Here is an 18,297-nt window from a genome sequence, read left to right on the forward strand (position 1 = left end):
ATGAGTAGTCCTGCGGTTGTGTTACGAAGCAAATTTGTTACACCTGGGTCCAATACTTTTAACGATTACATTAATTATATCGATCGTGAAGATGCCAAACGTCATATTCATGTGAACCAGTCATCCAAAGATACGGATGATTTTTTTGTCTTTCATAACTTCATGGATTATATGGATGATGAAGCAAAACAAGGTGATTTATTCACTAAAGATAACGATCAATTGAATGCGAATGACAAGAAAACGTTGAAGCAACAATTTCAAAAAGCACAACAAAATGAATCACCTATGTGGCAGGATGTGATTAGTTTTGATAATGAATGGTTGGCGAAACAGGGCCTCTATAACCCGACAACACATTCTGTCGATGAAGCAAGCATGCGCAAGGTTGTCCGTGAAACAATGGACACTGTCCTCCGATCAGAAGGTATGGAAAAATCAGCTGTATGGACAGCATCGTTACATTATAATACCGACAACATTCATGTCCATATTGCTTCTACTGAAACACATCCAACTCGTGAAAGAATGGATGTATTCGATAAGGAAAGTCAAACATGGCGGAAAGAATACCGTGCAAAACGTAAGCCCAAGACACTGGATAAAATGAAATCCAAAGTGGCCAACATGATTCTGGATAGAACGCATGAACGGCATAAAATTGATGACCTTGTTCGTGGAACCGTTCATCATAAAAAAGAACATGGTGTTTCCTTGGCCACTTATCGCAAAACAAAAACATTATTTCAGGAAGCCATGAACCATCTTCCATCGGATAAGAAACAATGGCGATATGGTTATCAATCGATAAATGAAGCAAGACCGTATATAGATGACATAACAACGATTTATCTGCAGCAATTTCATGGTGATGATATGGAACAGCTGCACCAGCAATTGGATGATGAAGTGAACGTCATGAAAGAGATGTATGGTGGAGGAAGTGACTATGAGCAATATAAACAAACAAAACTCGATGATTTGAAGAAGCGTATGGGGAATGCGGTGCTGTCTGAGATGCGTAACTATGCGAAAGCGCAAAACGATTTATCGTTTCAGCCAAAACGATTAAATAGATGGCAATCTTTCAATCAGCAGCAGTCATTTACTAATTCAAACCAGACTGTTTATGCGTTTAATGCTTCTATGATGAAGTTAAGTAAAGCCATGCGGAGAACATTTCATGACTATCAAAAAGACCGAAACCTGCAGGAATTTGACCGGCTAATGGATGGCTACGAATAAATAAAAAGGTGGTGGCGTGAGTGGACAATGTATACTTCTTATTTAGTATTATAGTGATGGCGCTATTTGTTTTTCCAATGATTATAAAATACGTTAAGAAGAAAAAACGGATTAACCTAATGAAAAGATCAGGCATAAGAGATATTGATCGTATGAAAGGCTATCAATTTGAAGTGTACCTCCAAGTGTTGTTTAAAGAATTAGGGTATCGGCCGGTTGTGACACAAAAATCAGGTGACTACGGAGCTGATGTGGTGCTGAAAGGCAGAAATAAAATTGTGATACAGGCAAAGCGCTATGGTACTAAACACAAAGTGAGCATGGATGCCGTACGTGAAGTATTGGCAGCCATGTTTTTTTATAAGGCAGAGGAAGCGTGGGTGATTACGAACTCCTTTTTTACCAAACAAGCTAAAACATTAGCCAAAGCATGCGGTGTTACATTATTAGATCGTTATGAATTGGAAGCGTTTATTGTAAAAATTAATCCAACGAAGCAGCCGAAACAATTCACAAGGAAAAGGAGCGAATTGCGTTGACAGTAACGGTATTAGCCGAGAAACCAAGTCAGGCGAAGCACTATGCAGAAGCGTTTCAACATGTCCGTCAAAAAGATGGTTATATGGAGGTGAACGATGATCGATTCTTTCAAGGCAAAACATATATTACGTGGGGAATTGGTCACTTGGTGGAGCTTGCTCCACCGGAATCCTATAACGACTCGTGGAAACAGTGGCATTTAGACAACTTACCAATCTTTCCGGAAACATTTCAGTTTCAAGTAGGTAAGGATAAAAAGAAGCAGTTCAACGTAGTGAAGCAATTATTGAAGGAAACAGATAAAATTATTCTCGCAACCGATTGCGACCGTGAAGGTGAAAATATCGCCAGAAGTATTATCAAAATGGCCGGCGCTTCCAACAAACCAACCAAGCGTTTATGGATAAACTCATTAGAAGTGGATGAAATTCAAAAAGGATTTAAGCAGTTAAAGGATGGGACAAACTATGTGTCGTTGTATCAAGAAGCCCAAACACGACAATTGAGTGATTGGCTGGTCGGTATGAATGCGTCCCGTTTATATACGTTGCTCCTGCAACAAAACGGGATGAAAGGTGTCTTTAGTGTTGGCAGAGTTCAAACGGCAACACTCAATTTATTGTATAAAAGACAACAGGAAATCGAGAACTTTGTCTCCAAACCTTTTTTCGAATTGGTTGGCAAGGTGAACGTTATGAACGGTTCGTTTGATGCAAAGGTGAAAGCGCGTTATCAAACGGAAGAGGAAGCTATGAACGCCTTGGATTCTTATCACCTATCAACTGGCGACAATCAAGGCACGATACAAAAGGTTACAAAAGAACAGAAGCAAAAGAAAGCACCGAAACTGCATTCGTTATCAACGCTGCAGGCAACAGCCAATAAAAAATGGAAGTATAGCCCGTCTGATGTATTAAAAACGGCACAATCATTGTATGAGAAAAGGGTGATATCTTATCCAAGAACGGACAGTCATTATATTACGGCTAATGAGTTTGCTTATTTAAAAAATAACCTTACAAACTATCAATCCTGTTTAGCTGTGGATATGGAGATTGTTTATCCCGATGCACGCCAACGTTATGTAGATGGCTCCAAAGTACAGGAGCATTATGCCATCATTCCAACAAAACAGGTACCGGATAAACAGGATCTGACCGATAAAGAATGCACGATTTACAGGGAAGTTGTTGCTACAACGCTCGCGATGTTTGCCGGAGACTATGAATTTGAAGAAACAAAGGTAGAGGTTGAAACAAACGGTTTGTGCTTTGAGAAAACCGGTAAAGTGGAATTAAAGAAAGGCTGGAAAGCTTTATTTAAGGAAGATACAGATGATACAAAGAACAAGGATGAACAAGAAGATACTGTACTTCCGTCTATGCAAGAAGGGGAATCTTGTAACGTTGCCATTAACATATCTGAAAGAAAAACAAAACCTCCGAAGGCCTATACACAAGGTCAATTAATTAACGTCATGAAACAAGCTGGTAAAGAAATCGATGATGAATCATTGCAGCATACATTGAAAGAAAATGAAGGCATTGGGACTGAAGCGACGAGAGCAAATATCCTTGATACTTTGAAAAAACAGCAATATATCGCGATTAACAAGAATAAAGTGTCGGTTACGAAGAAAGGCCAAATGTTATGTCAGGCGGTTGAAGGAACCCTTTTAGCTAGTCCGGAGATGACGGCCAAATGGGAAACATATTTACACAAAATCGGGCAAAATGAAGGCTCGCAAGAACACTTTATATCCAAAATAAAACAGATGCTGGAATCACTTTTGAAGGAAGCACCAGCAAAATTGCAGACGCTTGAGTCACAATTTCAAGAGGTGAAAGAACAGTCTACTTTAGGGGATTGTCCTATTTGCGGAGGTGAAATTGAAGACAAAGGAAAGTTTTATGGCTGTTCCCATTATCGAGATGGCTGTACGTTTACACTTCCTAAACGATTCTTAGGTAAAACAATCAGTGAAGCCAATATTAAAAAGCTGCTGGCAGGTAACAAAACTAATTTAATGAAAGGATTCAAAAGCAAGAAAGGGAAAAAATTTGATGCATATTTACGCTATGACAGCGAAGAACAGCGAATAAAACCTGAGTTTGAGAAGGGATGATATGGCATGGATATGATGTACGTAAATGGTGAGTATCGAGTAGTTGATGTTGGGTAAGGAATCAAGCATTGTACGCGGAATCTGGAATCCGTAATTTATATGTTTGTAGAATTCACACCAGTATCCTTGTATAAGAATCTGGTGCATTAGAAGATATGTTGGATGTATATAACTAGAAGAATTATTAAAACAGCTTATTATTATGTGTCAGCAGTTGCAAACGGTCTTCTTTGATAGGGATAATCCATTAACATTTGAATTAAAATGATTTTCCGAGGTTTCGGCAGTAATGCTAGGTGATGAAATTAGAAATAATTATGATGTGAAAATGTGAGGACTTCGGTTGGGAGTCCTTTCTTCATGACTAGAAAGGATGAATGAATTGTGGAAAAAGATAAAAGAGAAATATATGTGGGGAAAGCTGACGTATATCTTATTCATGGATTGGAGTTAGATGTTGAGTTTGATTATATTTCACAGACAGAACACACAGCAGCAATCCTTGAATTAGAGGATTATATACAGGAAGAAGGCATACATCCAGTTAAAAGTGAGAACGGTTTTGTTGATACGGAGGAAGATACGATTGTTTATATTCCCAAAACAGGGGAGATTGATTATGCTGTTGGTTTTTATGGTCAAGATCTCTTAGAAAAAGATCATCGAACAGAACAGCTATTAGAAAAGCGAAATAAGCTATCTGATAAAAGTAAGAAAGAATATAAGCACGATATGGACATGTGAGCAGGGATACTCTTTTCGCCTCGTTGTCAGAAGGGTGAATTTGATGCAGACTAGTATTTGTGTATTCGAAAGGGTGATTATATGGATTTGTATGTAAATGGCGCATATCAGTCTGTTGATATTGGTTATGTGAAAGAAATTAAAGAATCCAGTGTCGTATTCATTGTCAATGACGGTAAAGTCGAAATAGCTATTGATCCTGTTACACTGGATGCAATTCAAACGATTATTCAAGTGGATGAAGATGCTTTGATTCCCTTAGATTTGGAGACGAAAACTGTCATCTTAGATGGTGAGCCAACCAAATAAAGCGACGTTTTTCAAGAGGACTTCCATTTAGGGAGTCTTTTTTATTTTGGAGGTGATGATGGTGCAAAACGTTTATAAGATTGTTTCATCCTTTGAAGCGAATTGTCCGGCTAAATTCGTCATGAAGGATGGAAAGAAACAGAAAGAAGTGACTATAGGCATATGGAATCCAGAGCCGGATGACAGGGATGACTTGTATGTTTGCTTATTTAACCCGGCTGAATATGAAACACCAGGGTTGAATGACTGGGACGATGCATTAGATGTTTTTCAAATGGACGACATTCTGACACCAGATGCCTATGGTCAGTTACAAAGTGCGCTTTTTGATTATGAGGCGCATTTTGAGATCGCATTAACTGAAAAAGACTTTTCAATTCATCCGACTGAAATATTGGACGATGAACTGAAAGGTGAATCGGCTAAAGAACAGATGAGATCGAATGAGAAGGAACAACAATTTGATATGGAGATGTGAGGGCTTCCTTCGTGGAGGTCCTTTATTATTTACAATCATTTTTTATAAAGGGTGATAGCGTATGGCTAAACGTAAAACATTGGAACAAAAGAAGGAAGAAGTTAAGGAGCTGACAACGAAAATGAATGACGCCATTGATTATTATTTTGAGTCGCCGGAACAAATGAATGAGTTAATGGCGTTTATGTTGAAGTTTTATCATTATTCACCGAAGAATGCAGCGTTAATTCGCAGTCAATTTGAGGGTACGCAGGCTGTCGGCAGTTATAATTTCTGGAAAGAAAAAGGGTTTCAAGTCCAGAAAGGTGAAAAAGCTCTTAAGGTATTAGTGCCAAACAAAACGGCACCGAAATTCAAAACAGCCGAAGGTAAGTGGAAAAATATAAAGTACGCAACGGAACAGGAGAAAGAACGGATAGATAAAGGGGAACTGGAAGAAAGAAAAAGCCGATTGTATTTTTCGACTGGCAATGTCTTTGATATAAGTCAGACGGATGCCAAAGCAAGTGATTTGCCGGAGATTTTTCCGAATAAATGGATGGAAGGCGATGTTGCCAATTATAAAACGATGCTGGGTAGTATGCATCGAATCGGCGATAAACTGGATGTCACAATTGGTGAGCCGTTTGACGAACTTGGTACAGCGAAAGGAGCATTTTATCATAGCGTTCATGATAAAAATAACGGCCATATCGGTTTGAATCCCCGTAATGGTGAGCTGCAGAATGTCAAAACATTATTGCATGAGCTGGCACATGCCAAGCTGCATAACCCACAGAACAAAGATTATCAAGTAATGCCGGCAGAAAAAAAGGAGTTTCAAGCTGAAATGACAGCTTATGCGGTAGCATCTTATTTTGATATAGATACAAGCGATTATTCTCTTCGCTATTTAGCCAATTGGACACAGGATAAAGAGATGAAAGATAAAGCAAAACTTTTGGCAGATGTACGTGAAACGGCCATTGAATTTATAGACGAAATAGAGCCTGATTTGGTGAAAGAACGTGATAAAGAACAAGAGCACGAAAAAAACATGATATTATTGGAGTACGGTTTTAATCATGTTACTGACATAAAGGAAGTATCTTTACAGGAAATAAAGGATTTTGCCAAAGAGAATACAAATGGCAACGCATTTAACAAAGTGCAAGCATCTGATGATCTGACGGAAGAGGAGTATCTGAAACAGTTTAATGAAATATTTGCAGGTAAATATGCCATTATCGATAAAGCAATTGATGAACCGCAGTTGTTGATTCAGTGGTCGGAAGCACCGGAATTAGAAGATAACACGATGTACCCTTTTGCAAAGGGTAATGAAAAGATAGAAGCATTGGAAGAAAATTATCAGCAGGAAACAGGTAATTGTAAAACACGATACCATGTGGTTCTCCCGGCAAATGACCATTCAAAAATGCCAAACGTTTTGAGTATACCAGATAGATTGGATATTGGTGATGGGGCATATGTCTATCCATATCATCATATTCGGAAAATGGGCGAAATGACATCAGATCAACAAAAAATTTTAGATGATGCTTATCACGATCATCTTATTGAAACAGAAAAAATGGAATTAGAAGGGTTGAAGATACAACAGCAGCCAGAGCAGGTACAAAATAATTATAATGACGGTTTGTATTGGTATGAAATGTGTCATCGGCCAGTATCGTTAGGATGTCAGCCGAAAGGGTTTATTGAGTTTGATGATAATGAAGGAAAAAATGGAGTAGTTGCTTATGATAGAGTATTAACAGATAAAGAATTACATGATTTTGAAATGAAAGAATGGACTCTTAAGCAAGATAAAGAAAAGGAGAAAGAACAGATACAGAAACTAGAAATGGAAATAAAGGCTAAAAAAGAGCACTCATTATGAAAGATTTTTGATAAAATAATTTAAGGGTGGTAAAAATTCTAGTAAGATATGCTTTTCTTATGAGCTAAAAAATATTATAAATGCTCATATCTTCTATTTATACGAAAGGTTTATCTAAAATTCAATTCAATGCTCGTTGAATATAACGTACCAATCTTGTTAAATAAAACGGAATACGGGGAATCCTTTTGGAATAACATGGGGGCCTTGAGGTTCTGAAGACAAGTGAATGTAAGCTTATAGTAACATTAAAGAAGGCAACCAACCACTGTAGAAATTAACAGCTCTACCATAAATCAAATAGTTTATTTTTTATTTATTGATATTGGGTTATGAATTGAGCTGAATTATTAAAAAAAGGAAGATGAATTATGATTAGTGATAACTTAGAAAGGAATCAGTCAATTAAACCTAACAGTAAAGAAATGACAAAACTTAAAAATAACTTTCCACAGTATTTTGACAAAGATGGTCAATTCTTAATTGATCGTTTTAATAGAATGCTAGAACAAGAGGAAGTAGATATTCAAGGAGAGGGTTATGAATTAAATTTCTTAGGAAAAAATTATGCGAAATATTTATCTTCAACTGAAACAGAAACAGTTCTAACTCCAGACATAAAACATAATAATAAAGATAAAAATAAAGAAAGTGAGAATCTTTATTTAGTTGGAGATAACCTAGATTCTATTAAGCACTTATTGAACTCTTACAGTGAGACAATCAAGTGTATATATATTGATCCTCCTTATAATACAGGTTCTGATGGTTTTGTCTATCCAGATAAATTCAACTTTAACAAAGAATCGCTAGCAGAAACAATAGGAATTACTGAAAGTGAGGCAGAGAGAATTCTTAATCTTACAGGAAAAAGCACTCACTCAGCTTGGTTAACATTTTTGTATCCTAGAATGTTATTAGCTAGAGACTTTTTGACAGATGATGGCGTAATATTTATAAGCATAGATGAAAATGAAATGGCGAATTTGCAACTACTATGTGACGAAGTATTTGGTGAAGAAAACCGTATTGGAGAAATTGTTAGAAATACAAATAGTTCCAAAAACCAATCATTATTTCTATCTACTAGTCATGATTATTGTTTAGTTTACTCGAAAAACATTTCTGTATTAACAGAAAAACATAGCGATAATAAATGGTCTGTTCCTAAAAATAATGTCAAAGCATATCTTAAAAAAGTAGAATATTTACAAGAACAAGGTTTATCTAACGAAGAAATAACAAAGGAATTAAAACAACTAACCAAGTATCCTAGGTTTATTGACTTTGAAAACTATTGGTATTTAGATAATCATGATTTATACAGGAAAGGCGATTTAGGTGGAGTAAAGAATGGAAATATGACTCCTATCGTAAATCCTTTAACTGGAGAGGAGGATCGTGTTCCACCGGGGGGATATCGACATGACCCATATAAAATGAAAGAACTTATAAAAAACAAAAAAATTCACTTCCATACGGATGGGAGTCTGCCTACGATCAAGAGATACTTATCTGAAAATCTAAACCAACGACCTAAAGCAATAATGTCTGATGACCAGAGACCTGACGATAAGTTAATGAAAGAGTTTGGTACGCCGTTTAGTAACCCAAAACAATTAGCATTTATGAAAAGAATTTTAAGTATTGTTGATAGTGATTCAATTATAATGGACTTTTTTTCGGGTTCTGCAACAACTGCGCACGCTACTATGGCATTAAATGCTGAGGATGGTGGAAACAGAAAATTTATAATGGTACAGTTACCTGAGGTGATTGATAGTACTGATCCTGCCTATAAAAAAGGGTATCGTACAATAGATGAGATTGGTCGCACTCGTATAGAAAAGTCAGGTGAAAAAGTGAAAGAAGAAACAGGTGTTGATATAGATGGTGGATATAAACTCTTTTATGTAAACCAGTTACCCATGAAAACCGTAGATAAAATGTTAAGCTTTGATCCTCAACAAACCTTTGCTGTTGATGATCCGACTTCGATATTCAGTTTTAACGGTACTCCAGGAGATAAAACTATGCTAGCAACCTGGTTAAATAAAGATGGATATGGATTAAGTGCTATACCAGATTATATAACACTTGATACTTATTCAGCTCCTTATCTATATGGTTCCTTATACATTATTAAAGAAGATATTTATTCTGAAGATGTTATAAAACTTATAAAGCTTATTGAAGAAAATAAATTAAATATTAAAAGAGTAGTTATTTACCCATACTCGGTTCGCTTTAATATTATTCATGAATTAAAAAAGAATTTAAAAAACCTTAGAAATGGAAAAAAAGTGACTGTGATTGAGAGGTATTAACATGGCTATAGAATTAAACATTATACCCCATCAGACTGAAGTTTTAAATACAATTGCAGAGGTTTTTAAGGATGTAGAAATTACAACAGAGAACCCTATTCATCAAAACCCTATAATAAATTTAAATGACAACCAAATACAAGAAAACATAGATAGAATTTGGCAAGATTCCAATCTTAACATTCCAAGAAATATGCAGAAAAGACGAAAAGATAATAAAAATATATTAGGGATAGATGCTAAGTTAGAGACAGGAACCGGAAAAACTTATATTTACACTCGACTTATGTATGAATTAAATGAAAGGTATGGCTTCAATAAATTTGTTATCTTGGTACCATCTACACCAATAAAAGAAGGTACTAAAAATTTTATAAAAGCTGATTATTCAAAGCGGCATTTTTCCGATTTGTACCCAACAAAAAAGCTGAGTTTAGAGGTTTTAAATGCACAACCTTCACAGCAATCAGGAAGAAAAATGTTTCCTACGAGCATTGGAAATTTCATCAGAGGAAATAGGCAAAGTAAAAATAAAATAAATGCGCTATTAATGTCTGATAGTATGCTCTTATCTAAAAAAACTATGGCTAAAGATGATTACGATCAAACTTTATTTGGGGGTTCTACTCAACCGTATAGCGCTTTAGCAGAGACAAAACCAATTGTAATAATAGATGAACCTCATCGCTTTAAAAGAAAGAACAAAGCGTTTCAATGTATAGAAGAAGAGTTAAAACCGCAAAGTATTATACGGTTTGGTGCAACTTTTCCTGATCTTCCAGAAAAGGAGGGTAAAGACTATAATAATCTAGTTTATGACCTAGGCCCTTCTAAAGCCTTTAACGATAACTTAGTAAAAGGAGTAGCTGTTCAAACCATAGAAGGCGCATCTATGGAGGATGGAAAGATTAAGTTAACAAATATGAGTTATCGTCCTAGAACCTGTACTTTTAGAAATGAAAAGACTAAAAGAGTATTCACTTTAGAAACCGGTAGCTTTCTAAATACAATTGATGAACAATTCGGCGGTATATATATAGAAAATATATGGAATACTTCACACCCTGATATAACAAAAGGTGTTACACTTTCAAATGGTCAGGTTCTTCAGGCAGATGATATCATATACTCATCTGTTTATGGGGAAACCTATCAAGAGCTTATGTTAAAACAAGCGATTAATAATCACATAAGAAAAGAGAAAGAAAATTTCTATAGAGAAAATAAAATTAAATCCTTATCATTATTCTTTATTGAAAGTGTCTATTCTTATCGGAGGGGGAAAGATCCTGGACCACTTAGAGTCACCTTTGAAGATTTGTTACGGCAACGATTGAAAGAAGAAATTAAACTGCTTAATAACAAAGAAACACTAACATCAATTGATGTAGAATATAAAGATTACTTATTAGCTTCTTTAAATGATATTTCCAAGACAAATGGAGGTTACTTCTCAGTAGACAACTCGACTAATGATAAAGACATACAATGGGAAGTAGAAAAAATTCTTCGAGAGAAAGAATCTTTGCTTTCATTCAAAAATGAAAATAATGAATGGAATACGATGAGATTTATTTTTTCTAAATGGACCTTACGAGAAGGTTGGGATAATCCTAATGTCTTTCAAATAGCAAAGCTTAGATCAAGTGGAAGTGAAGTAAGCAAATTACAAGAAGTAGGGCGTGGTTTACGATTACCGGTTGATGAATATGGAAATCGTATAGATGACGAACAATTTCACTTAACTTATTTAGTTGATTTTTCAGAAAGAGATTTTGCTCAGAGGTTAATATCAGAAGTAAATAAAGAAGTTGAATCATATTATAACTTATCGGGAGTACTTTCTAAGGCAGCGCAAGAACGCCAGACAACAGAAGAGAATTTATTTGCAGAGTTGTTATCTAAAAACCTAGTAGACATTGAAAAAAATGTAAAAGAGGGTAAATGGAGCGAACTAATTTCACTTTATCCAGAATTAAATGGTGGAACTGAGCAGGATAAGATAGTGGATGAAAATAAAGATAACAAAGGGAAAGTAAAGATTAGACCGAATAAATTTAAGGAAATTCAAAATCTCTGGAGTGAAATAAATGAAAAATACTACTTAAAGATGGATGACATAACTGATGAGGACCTCATGGAAGTAGTTTTCAATATACTAAATGAAAAATCTCTTTATAAAAAAGTTATTCATCATACAAAAGAGCAAAAAACATTTAAAGACAGTAACAAGGTCGGGGTTAAAGAAGAGTATATAGACCATCATTTCTCAGAACAGACACTACAATATAATGAATTCGTTAAAAGAATCCAAAACCATACTGGAGTATCGCCTAATATATTTCATAAAGCTATGATTAAACATTCAAAAGATCATAGTATACCAGATGATTATTTCAACTCAGTAACACTCACTAATTTTATTAATGCTTTCCAAACTTGGCTAGAAGATTCATTTATTAAACGTTTCAGTTATCAAAAAATAGGAGTGGAAGCTAAAGAGACAGCATTAACAAATGCTGATGGAACAATGAAGGATAGCATCATACAAGGTAACTTAGGTATCAAGAGGGATGAAAACGTAATAATCCCCGAAAATTTTCTCTATGATAGTTTTGTCTATGATTCCCCTAAAGAAAGAGAAACGATATCTCATAGTGATATAGAAGAGGTTGTTGTTTTTGGAAAGATACCTAGAAGAAGTATTCAAATCCCTTTGTATTATGGGGGAACAACAAGTCCTGATTTTATGTTTATTTTAAAAAAGAAAAATGGAGAATATGTAGTTAATTTTGTTGTAGAAACAAAAGATATCCAAAATAAAAATAAGACTCGAAAAGATGAAGATTATCGTATTGAATCTGCGAAAGTTTTCTTTGAGGCATTAAAAGAAGAAGGCCTTCCTATAACATTCAAAAAACAAATGAAAAATGATGATATTGTAAACATGATTAAAGAGTTAGTGAAGTAATATAATGATGTCACTAATCGAATACGAGTAAAAGTTTAATAGATAGAAATGGGCGGTCTTATCTAATGGTCGCCCTTATTTTCTATTGTCTTTATTGGTTATGGCATACCGCATCAAGTTACTGGTTCTTTATGTAGTAGATTCACGACATAACATAATCTTTTAAAATTTTGTAATTATCATGTCTTAAGTAGCAGGACTTTCTTCTTTTATTGTCGAATATGGAAGAAGAGGGGGGACATGATAGTGAATTTTGATTATATCTATCAAATGTTAGAAACATATAATGATCCTAGAGGAAGATTATCAGTCTTATTTGTGAAAAAAACTGGGACAAAGTATGAATCATTTTTTCCAAGCGTAACAAACGATGTGCAAAAAGAAATTACGAGCCTTTTCTTAGATACTATATCAATAAAAAGAAACTTAGATTTAGAAAGAATTTCTTTCAATCCTAGCGGCCAAGAAAATGATCAATATTCCGAATGCAGCACTGACTATGTAGGTAATTTTGAAGAAGTAATTAATTTGTTTGATAATCCAAATATGGAGGAAGAAATAGAACCTGATAATGTCAACTTTTTGATTTTTAGACTTAGGGTTAATAATGATGATGAGACTGAAAAATATTTGTATTTCTTTAGAAAAAACCATAAATTAAAAAATATACGGAAAGGTTTTTGGATGCGAAAAGTCAGTAATACCTTTAACATTCTAGAAGGTAATAAGCTTATGGGGATAGATGGTGGTATAGATGCAGTATCTGATGGGAGAACGATTTTTTTCTTCAGTCACATTTCTGCTGAACGTATCTTTAACTTGAGGGAAAAATTCAAGGAAAATGCAGGAGTGGTTCTTGGAGAAGTAGAAAAAGGTGAAAGAATTGCCAATTTTAATCAATTCAAGGACGATTGTTTAGAAGATGCAAGAATCATCAGAAGATTAACTAAAATACAATCTAACCCTCAAATAATTGAATTATTTCATCAGCATTTTCATAATGCACCAGAGGTAGTTCAGCTATTTGACCTTAATATTTCTTTTAATGAAGATAAATCAAAAATTGTTTACGATGACAAAGAACAATTAACGCATATAACAATGCTGATGAGAGACGCATATTATAGAACGGTTCTTGCTGAAAGAAAAGGCGTCGATGATTACAATATCTAAAATTCATTAAGGCCATAAGGAGGCAAGACTTAATGCTTACAAATACTTATAAAACGTTTTTATTTATATCTTCGTTTTTGCCTCTTTATGTAATTCTTATTGTTAAGTTTTACGACTTTGATAAAAGCATTAGATATAATCTTCTGGCAAACCAGGTTGCGTTTATTATTCTTTTACTACTTATTATTATCTCGATTATTACTTTTTTGTATTTTTATTCATGTGAACTAAACCATGAAGAGTCATTTTATGGAATTGAAAATAAAAATAGTGAAATACTCACTTATTTCGTGACCTATATAGTTCCACTAACAACATTAAATGTTAATAATATTAATTCAATCTTGGTAAATATCCTTTTATTTATAGTTATAGGAATTTTTTATGTTAAGAGTAATTTATTTTATTTAAACGTATTGTTCACTTTATCAGGGTTTAATGTTTATACAGATAATGATAATAAAATAATTATTTCAAAGAAAAGTGCAGATAAGATTAATAACAGAAGGTTCGTGAAAGTGAAAAAAGTCGGGCATAAAATATATATTATCAATACTAAAAAGTAAGCACTTCAGTGACGGAATGTTTATCTTTAATCCACTATTGTAATCGAAACTTTAATGGAATAAGGATATTTAAAATATCGGATTTCAGCATGTTGGGTTCCTTAAATAAAACTCAACTAAAGCTACTTTTTAACAATGCTTAGAGCTAGTCCATCTCCTGAGCTTATCTAATAGGCTGACTCTTCACCCCCTTACGAATAATTACTACAATACAAATCAGAGAGTTGTTGGTGCGTTGTGGTCAAACTTATTACAGTTGAACGAGCCAAGAAAGAAATACAGAGGTTGCAACATTTCATAGATCTTGTTGAGTCCTACGAGTCAGATACTCTTAATAAGTGGATTATTAAAGAGTATGCTTATACCAATAGCATTAAAAAGGTAGTAGAAAAAGCTAACTCAGAAAGTTTTACTGTTAAAGGTGAGCCACTCAGTAGAGAATATGCTGTATCAGTCATTAACGGTAAAGCGAATGACGAACTCCATAGGATACTCAGGAGAGGTTATAGATTAAAGATTAAACCAAACAAGAGAAAATACTGAGTAGTATAACTCAAGATACTCTAGCAAGGGAGAAAGCAACTTGAGAAGGTTCTATACAAGACATGTAGCTTTTGAGCGTACTTTTGATAAGACTAAAGAAAACATTATGAATTAAGAAGAGTTAAAAAATGGGTTATTGGTTTTAGGTGTTAAGTGTTGTCAGGTTTGAGTGGAACTATTGGAAACAATTTTTAACCTATTAATAAGAGAGGTTATACAATGTTGAAAACAATTACTATTGATGTTTCTGATTCTGTATTCGAGAGTGAAATGCCAGCATCTATGTATATAACTAAAGAAGAGCTTAACGACACTGATGAATATATTGTTTCAATTCCAAGTGTTAATTTTTCGTGTTATATATCTGGTGTAGATGATTATAAAGCACTTTTGGAATTAAACATTTTTGCGTTTCCGCATTATAGAGAAAACTTAGTTAAAGTTATTCGTTCCAATATTAATCTATTAATCGATTAATAGTCTGTAGCGTGTGCTTCAGAATAACGTAAAATTATTTGACCACTTAAATGACCACATTCTTACTAGTTTACAACAAACATAAACAAACAATTGTTCTGTTATTGAAGAAATAACACTAATTATTAAAGGTGTACGAAGGTAAGTAAATGCTTAAAAATATTGATGGAGAATGGGCGGCATGATGTAATTATGTCGCCCGATAGTATTTGTCCGTTTCATTTTTTGGTGATATTTACTATTCCAGAATAGGGCCAGTTTGTTGAAGATCACTCTTAAAAGTTTTTGGATATTTATGTAAAAATATAATGGAATTGTGAAGAAAATGTACTTAAATTATAGAATCAAAATAGTTGTTGATGAAGGATTTGAGGTGAAAAATGCCCTCTGTTTGAAAGGGCACTATAATTTTCATTTGTCTTTTGCAATTTTTTTCCTGTCAGGAGCAAGAGGGGGCTGCTCTAACCATCTATTTTTCGTCATAATATTAAACCATTCTTTCGTAACCGTTAGACTTTTTAAGATGGATTGTTCATAATTCACAACAAGATCTGTCCGCATTGCGGTTGCAAGACCTGTCCCATGGAATGCTTGTGCAGTTTGCAATAGGAATCCTATATGATACAACATCAGCTTATCTGAAAAAGGGGGATCTTGAGAAGTTGTCACTTCTGATTCCCATGACATTGGTACAGGCAAATTATCTTTGTGTAATATTTTTCCGAATGATTGAATTTGTTTATCCGAAGCTTTTTCTGTCGACTTTAAAAACTTTCTAACTTCTTTTGATTCCGTTACCTGACTGAATCCAATTGAAAGGGATTTTTCCATTATCTTTTTCTTCATGTTAAGCGATAGGCTGATAATTTCTGTCGCGGTCAATGGACGGTGATCACCAAAGTAGCCGTCGATAAACTGTTGCCCCGATATAAACTCAGGATTATATTCAGGATAAAAGTATGGATCTCTTTGGAAATGCCCTTTTTCCAATAGTAATTCAGTCGTTTGGTGGTACATTTTTTTCCCACTATCATCACACCCGTCATAAAAATCCCTTAGATCCTTTCTTACCGAGGAACTGAGCGATCCCGTATGCCCTAATAATCCATGTAATGTCATAATGTGCAAATAGTGTAGACAAAAAGTGTCAGAAAACAATCTTTTTGCACCTTTATTAAGATCCGATTCTGTAAATCCAATCGGAACTGGAAATCCTTCATTTTCAATGAACATCGATATCTGTTTCTTTTGATTGCTAAATATATGTATTGCTTCTTCAAAAAGCGTTTTTATTTTTTCATCTTCTATGATGGACAACATATATTTGTTTATAATATCAACAGCTGTTCCATTTACATATTCTCCCCATAATGTCCCTATTTCAGCGGATGTGAGTTTTAAATCCTCTTTACTCATATAATCACCTCGTCTTTATGTTTCCCAAAATGTTTTCATTTTATTTAAGAATATTGTTAAAAGAAGCATTTAGGCAATACGATCGGGTGCTAATCAAGAATAAGTATTAGCGTCCGAACTTGGATATAAGGGCCATTTTGTGGAAGAACAATCTTTAAGTACTGTGCGTTCGATCAGGAATCACTGTGGAAAAATATCACTAAAAAGATGCCGGCGGGGATACTCCCGGCATCTTTTTGATTTGAAGGATCAAACCACTTCAACATAGTTAAACTTTGGACATTTTTGATATATGGACTTTTAACTTTTAACAAATATATACAATGCTGTTTTAAAATAATAAAAATAAAAGTTAGAGGAAGGTTAAAGATAAACTAGGTGAAATTAGGAGGATTGAAACATGACAACTTCAGACCATCTGTCAATTTCAGGGGCAGAGTTAGGAACACTTTGGATGGCGTATCAAAACAAGACGATGAACATGCGGTTTTTGGAATATTACATTGAAAAAGCAGAGAATCCGGAAGCCAAAGATATTTTAGAATCCTATTACAACAAGGAAAGTGAACATGTAGAAACACTGATAAAAATATTTCAGGACGAGGGGGCTGTGTTGCCTGTAGGTTTTACCGAAAAAGATGTTACTCCGGGAGCACCTCGTTTGTACGATGAAATGTTTGATACCATGCACTTGCGTATGATTACAGCCATAAATATGGGGCTTTTCACAGTACATCTATCCATGGCTTATAGAGAAGACATAAGAGAATTGTACCAGCGTTTTACAGCCGATGCTCAAGAAGCTTATGACCAAACAACAGGTTTTCTTTTAAAGCACTCAGCAATCCCTCGTCCTCCTTATGTCACGATGCCAAAAGAGGTTGAATTTGCAAAAAATAAACAATATATGTCTGGATTTAATCTGTTAACTCACAAAAGACCTTTAAATTCAGTTGAAATTGCTCATCTTTATCAACCGATAGAGGCAAACACAATAGGGATGACACTCATGACCGGATTCGCCCAAGCAGCCAATAATAAAGATGCAGCGAAAGTTTTCTTTGATGGAAAGGAACTTGCGAAACAAATCGTAACCAAATTAAGTGACGTTTTGCGTCAAAGTGATATACACACCCCTTCTATGTGGGCAGGTACAGCAACTGATTCGACTAACGCTCCCTTTTCAGATAAATTGATGATGTACCAAACCAGTGTATTCTCCAGCTTCGGTCTGACAAGCAATGCTATTGGTTCATCCTTCAGTTTACGAAGCGATTTACCTTTGAAAATGGCTAAAATCGTACAAGACATATTCACTTTTTCTAAAAATAGCGGGCAGGTCATGATCAAAAATGGATGGATGGAAGAACCCCCTCAAGCACAGGACAGAAGAAGATTATCAAAAGGACAAACCAACAAATAAAGACAAAATCTTTGTCAATGCTTTCGTATTGCACAAAGAAAAGCAGTGTACAAAAATAGCATCTACGATAAATTTGGA

Annotated in this window: 14 protein-coding genes; 13 read left to right on the forward strand and 1 reads right to left on the reverse strand. The window is 34.6% G+C overall.

Annotation, left to right across the window (positions count from 1 at the left end):
* The 12 genes from mobP2 to BMZ22_RS14665 all read left to right on the forward strand — a co-directional run bounded on the left by mobP2 (nt 1) and on the right by BMZ22_RS14665 (nt 15,380).
* Nucleotides 1-1,245, forward strand: a complete 1,245-nt coding sequence (gene mobP2 / locus BMZ22_RS14605; RefSeq protein WP_090086936.1) for a MobP2 family relaxase — start codon at nt 1-3, stop codon at nt 1,243-1,245.
* Nucleotides 1,246-1,322: 77 nt separating this feature from the next.
* Nucleotides 1,323-1,784 carry a restriction endonuclease gene (locus BMZ22_RS14610; protein WP_425434288.1) on the forward strand — a complete coding sequence of 154 codons (462 nt, stop codon included), beginning with the start codon at nt 1,323-1,325 and terminating at the stop codon, nt 1,782-1,784.
* Complete coding sequence (locus BMZ22_RS14615) at nt 1,781-3,910, forward strand: type IA DNA topoisomerase (protein WP_090086939.1); 2,130 nt, start codon at nt 1,781-1,783, stop codon at nt 3,908-3,910. The genes BMZ22_RS14610 and BMZ22_RS14615 overlap by 4 nt, the downstream gene beginning before the upstream one ends.
* Nucleotides 3,911-4,294: 384 nt before the next feature.
* Nucleotides 4,295-4,654: a hypothetical protein gene (locus BMZ22_RS14620; protein WP_090086941.1), complete on the forward strand. Its 360-nt coding sequence runs from the start codon at nt 4,295-4,297 to the stop codon at nt 4,652-4,654.
* Between the two features lie 81 nt (nt 4,655-4,735).
* Complete coding sequence (locus BMZ22_RS14625; protein ID WP_090086943.1) at nt 4,736-4,963, forward strand: hypothetical protein; 228 nt, start codon at nt 4,736-4,738, stop codon at nt 4,961-4,963.
* 61 nt (nt 4,964-5,024) lie between these two features.
* A complete protein-coding gene (locus BMZ22_RS14630) occupies nt 5,025-5,441 on the forward strand; it encodes a hypothetical protein (RefSeq protein WP_143069990.1) in 417 nt (138 codons plus the stop codon).
* Between the two features lie 61 nt (nt 5,442-5,502).
* Entirely contained in the window at nt 5,503-7,323 is a 1,821-nt protein-coding gene (locus tag BMZ22_RS14635; RefSeq protein ID WP_090086946.1) for an LPD25 domain-containing protein, read from the forward strand.
* A 371-nt stretch (nt 7,324-7,694) separates the two neighbouring features.
* A complete protein-coding gene (locus BMZ22_RS14640) occupies nt 7,695-9,650 on the forward strand; it encodes a site-specific DNA-methyltransferase (protein WP_090086948.1) in 1,956 nt (651 codons plus the stop codon).
* Nucleotide 9,651: 1 nt separating this feature from the next.
* Entirely contained in the window at nt 9,652-12,621 is a 2,970-nt protein-coding gene (locus BMZ22_RS14645) for a type III restriction-modification system endonuclease (RefSeq protein ID WP_090086950.1), read from the forward strand.
* 246 nt (nt 12,622-12,867) lie between these two features.
* Nucleotides 12,868-13,794 carry a Kiwa anti-phage protein KwaB-like domain-containing protein gene (locus BMZ22_RS14650; protein WP_177183460.1) on the forward strand — a complete coding sequence of 309 codons (927 nt, stop codon included), beginning with the start codon at nt 12,868-12,870 and terminating at the stop codon, nt 13,792-13,794.
* A gap of 803 nt (nt 13,795-14,597) precedes the next feature.
* On the forward strand, nt 14,598-14,903 hold the full coding sequence (locus tag BMZ22_RS17170) for a hypothetical protein (protein WP_090086956.1): 306 nt from the start codon (nt 14,598-14,600) through the stop codon (nt 14,901-14,903).
* Nucleotides 14,904-15,122: 219 nt separating this feature from the next.
* On the forward strand, nt 15,123-15,380 hold the full coding sequence (locus BMZ22_RS14665; RefSeq protein WP_090086957.1) for a hypothetical protein: 258 nt from the start codon (nt 15,123-15,125) through the stop codon (nt 15,378-15,380).
* 411 nt (nt 15,381-15,791) lie between these two features.
* Here the strand turns inward: BMZ22_RS14665 and BMZ22_RS14670 are convergent, their stop codons facing one another.
* Entirely contained in the window at nt 15,792-16,796 is a 1,005-nt protein-coding gene (locus tag BMZ22_RS14670) for a DUF3231 family protein (RefSeq protein WP_090086958.1), read from the reverse strand.
* 400 nt (nt 16,797-17,196) lie between these two features.
* On the opposite strand from BMZ22_RS14670, the gene BMZ22_RS14675 reads away from it, so the two are divergent.
* Complete coding sequence (locus BMZ22_RS14675; protein WP_090086960.1) at nt 17,197-18,219, forward strand: DUF3231 family protein; 1,023 nt, start codon at nt 17,197-17,199, stop codon at nt 18,217-18,219.
* Nucleotides 18,220-18,297 lie beyond the last annotated feature (78 nt).

It is taken from the genome of Lentibacillus persicus, from assembly GCF_900112705.1.
Classification (GTDB): Bacteria; Bacillota; Bacilli; order Bacillales; family Amphibacillaceae; genus Lentibacillus; species Lentibacillus persicus.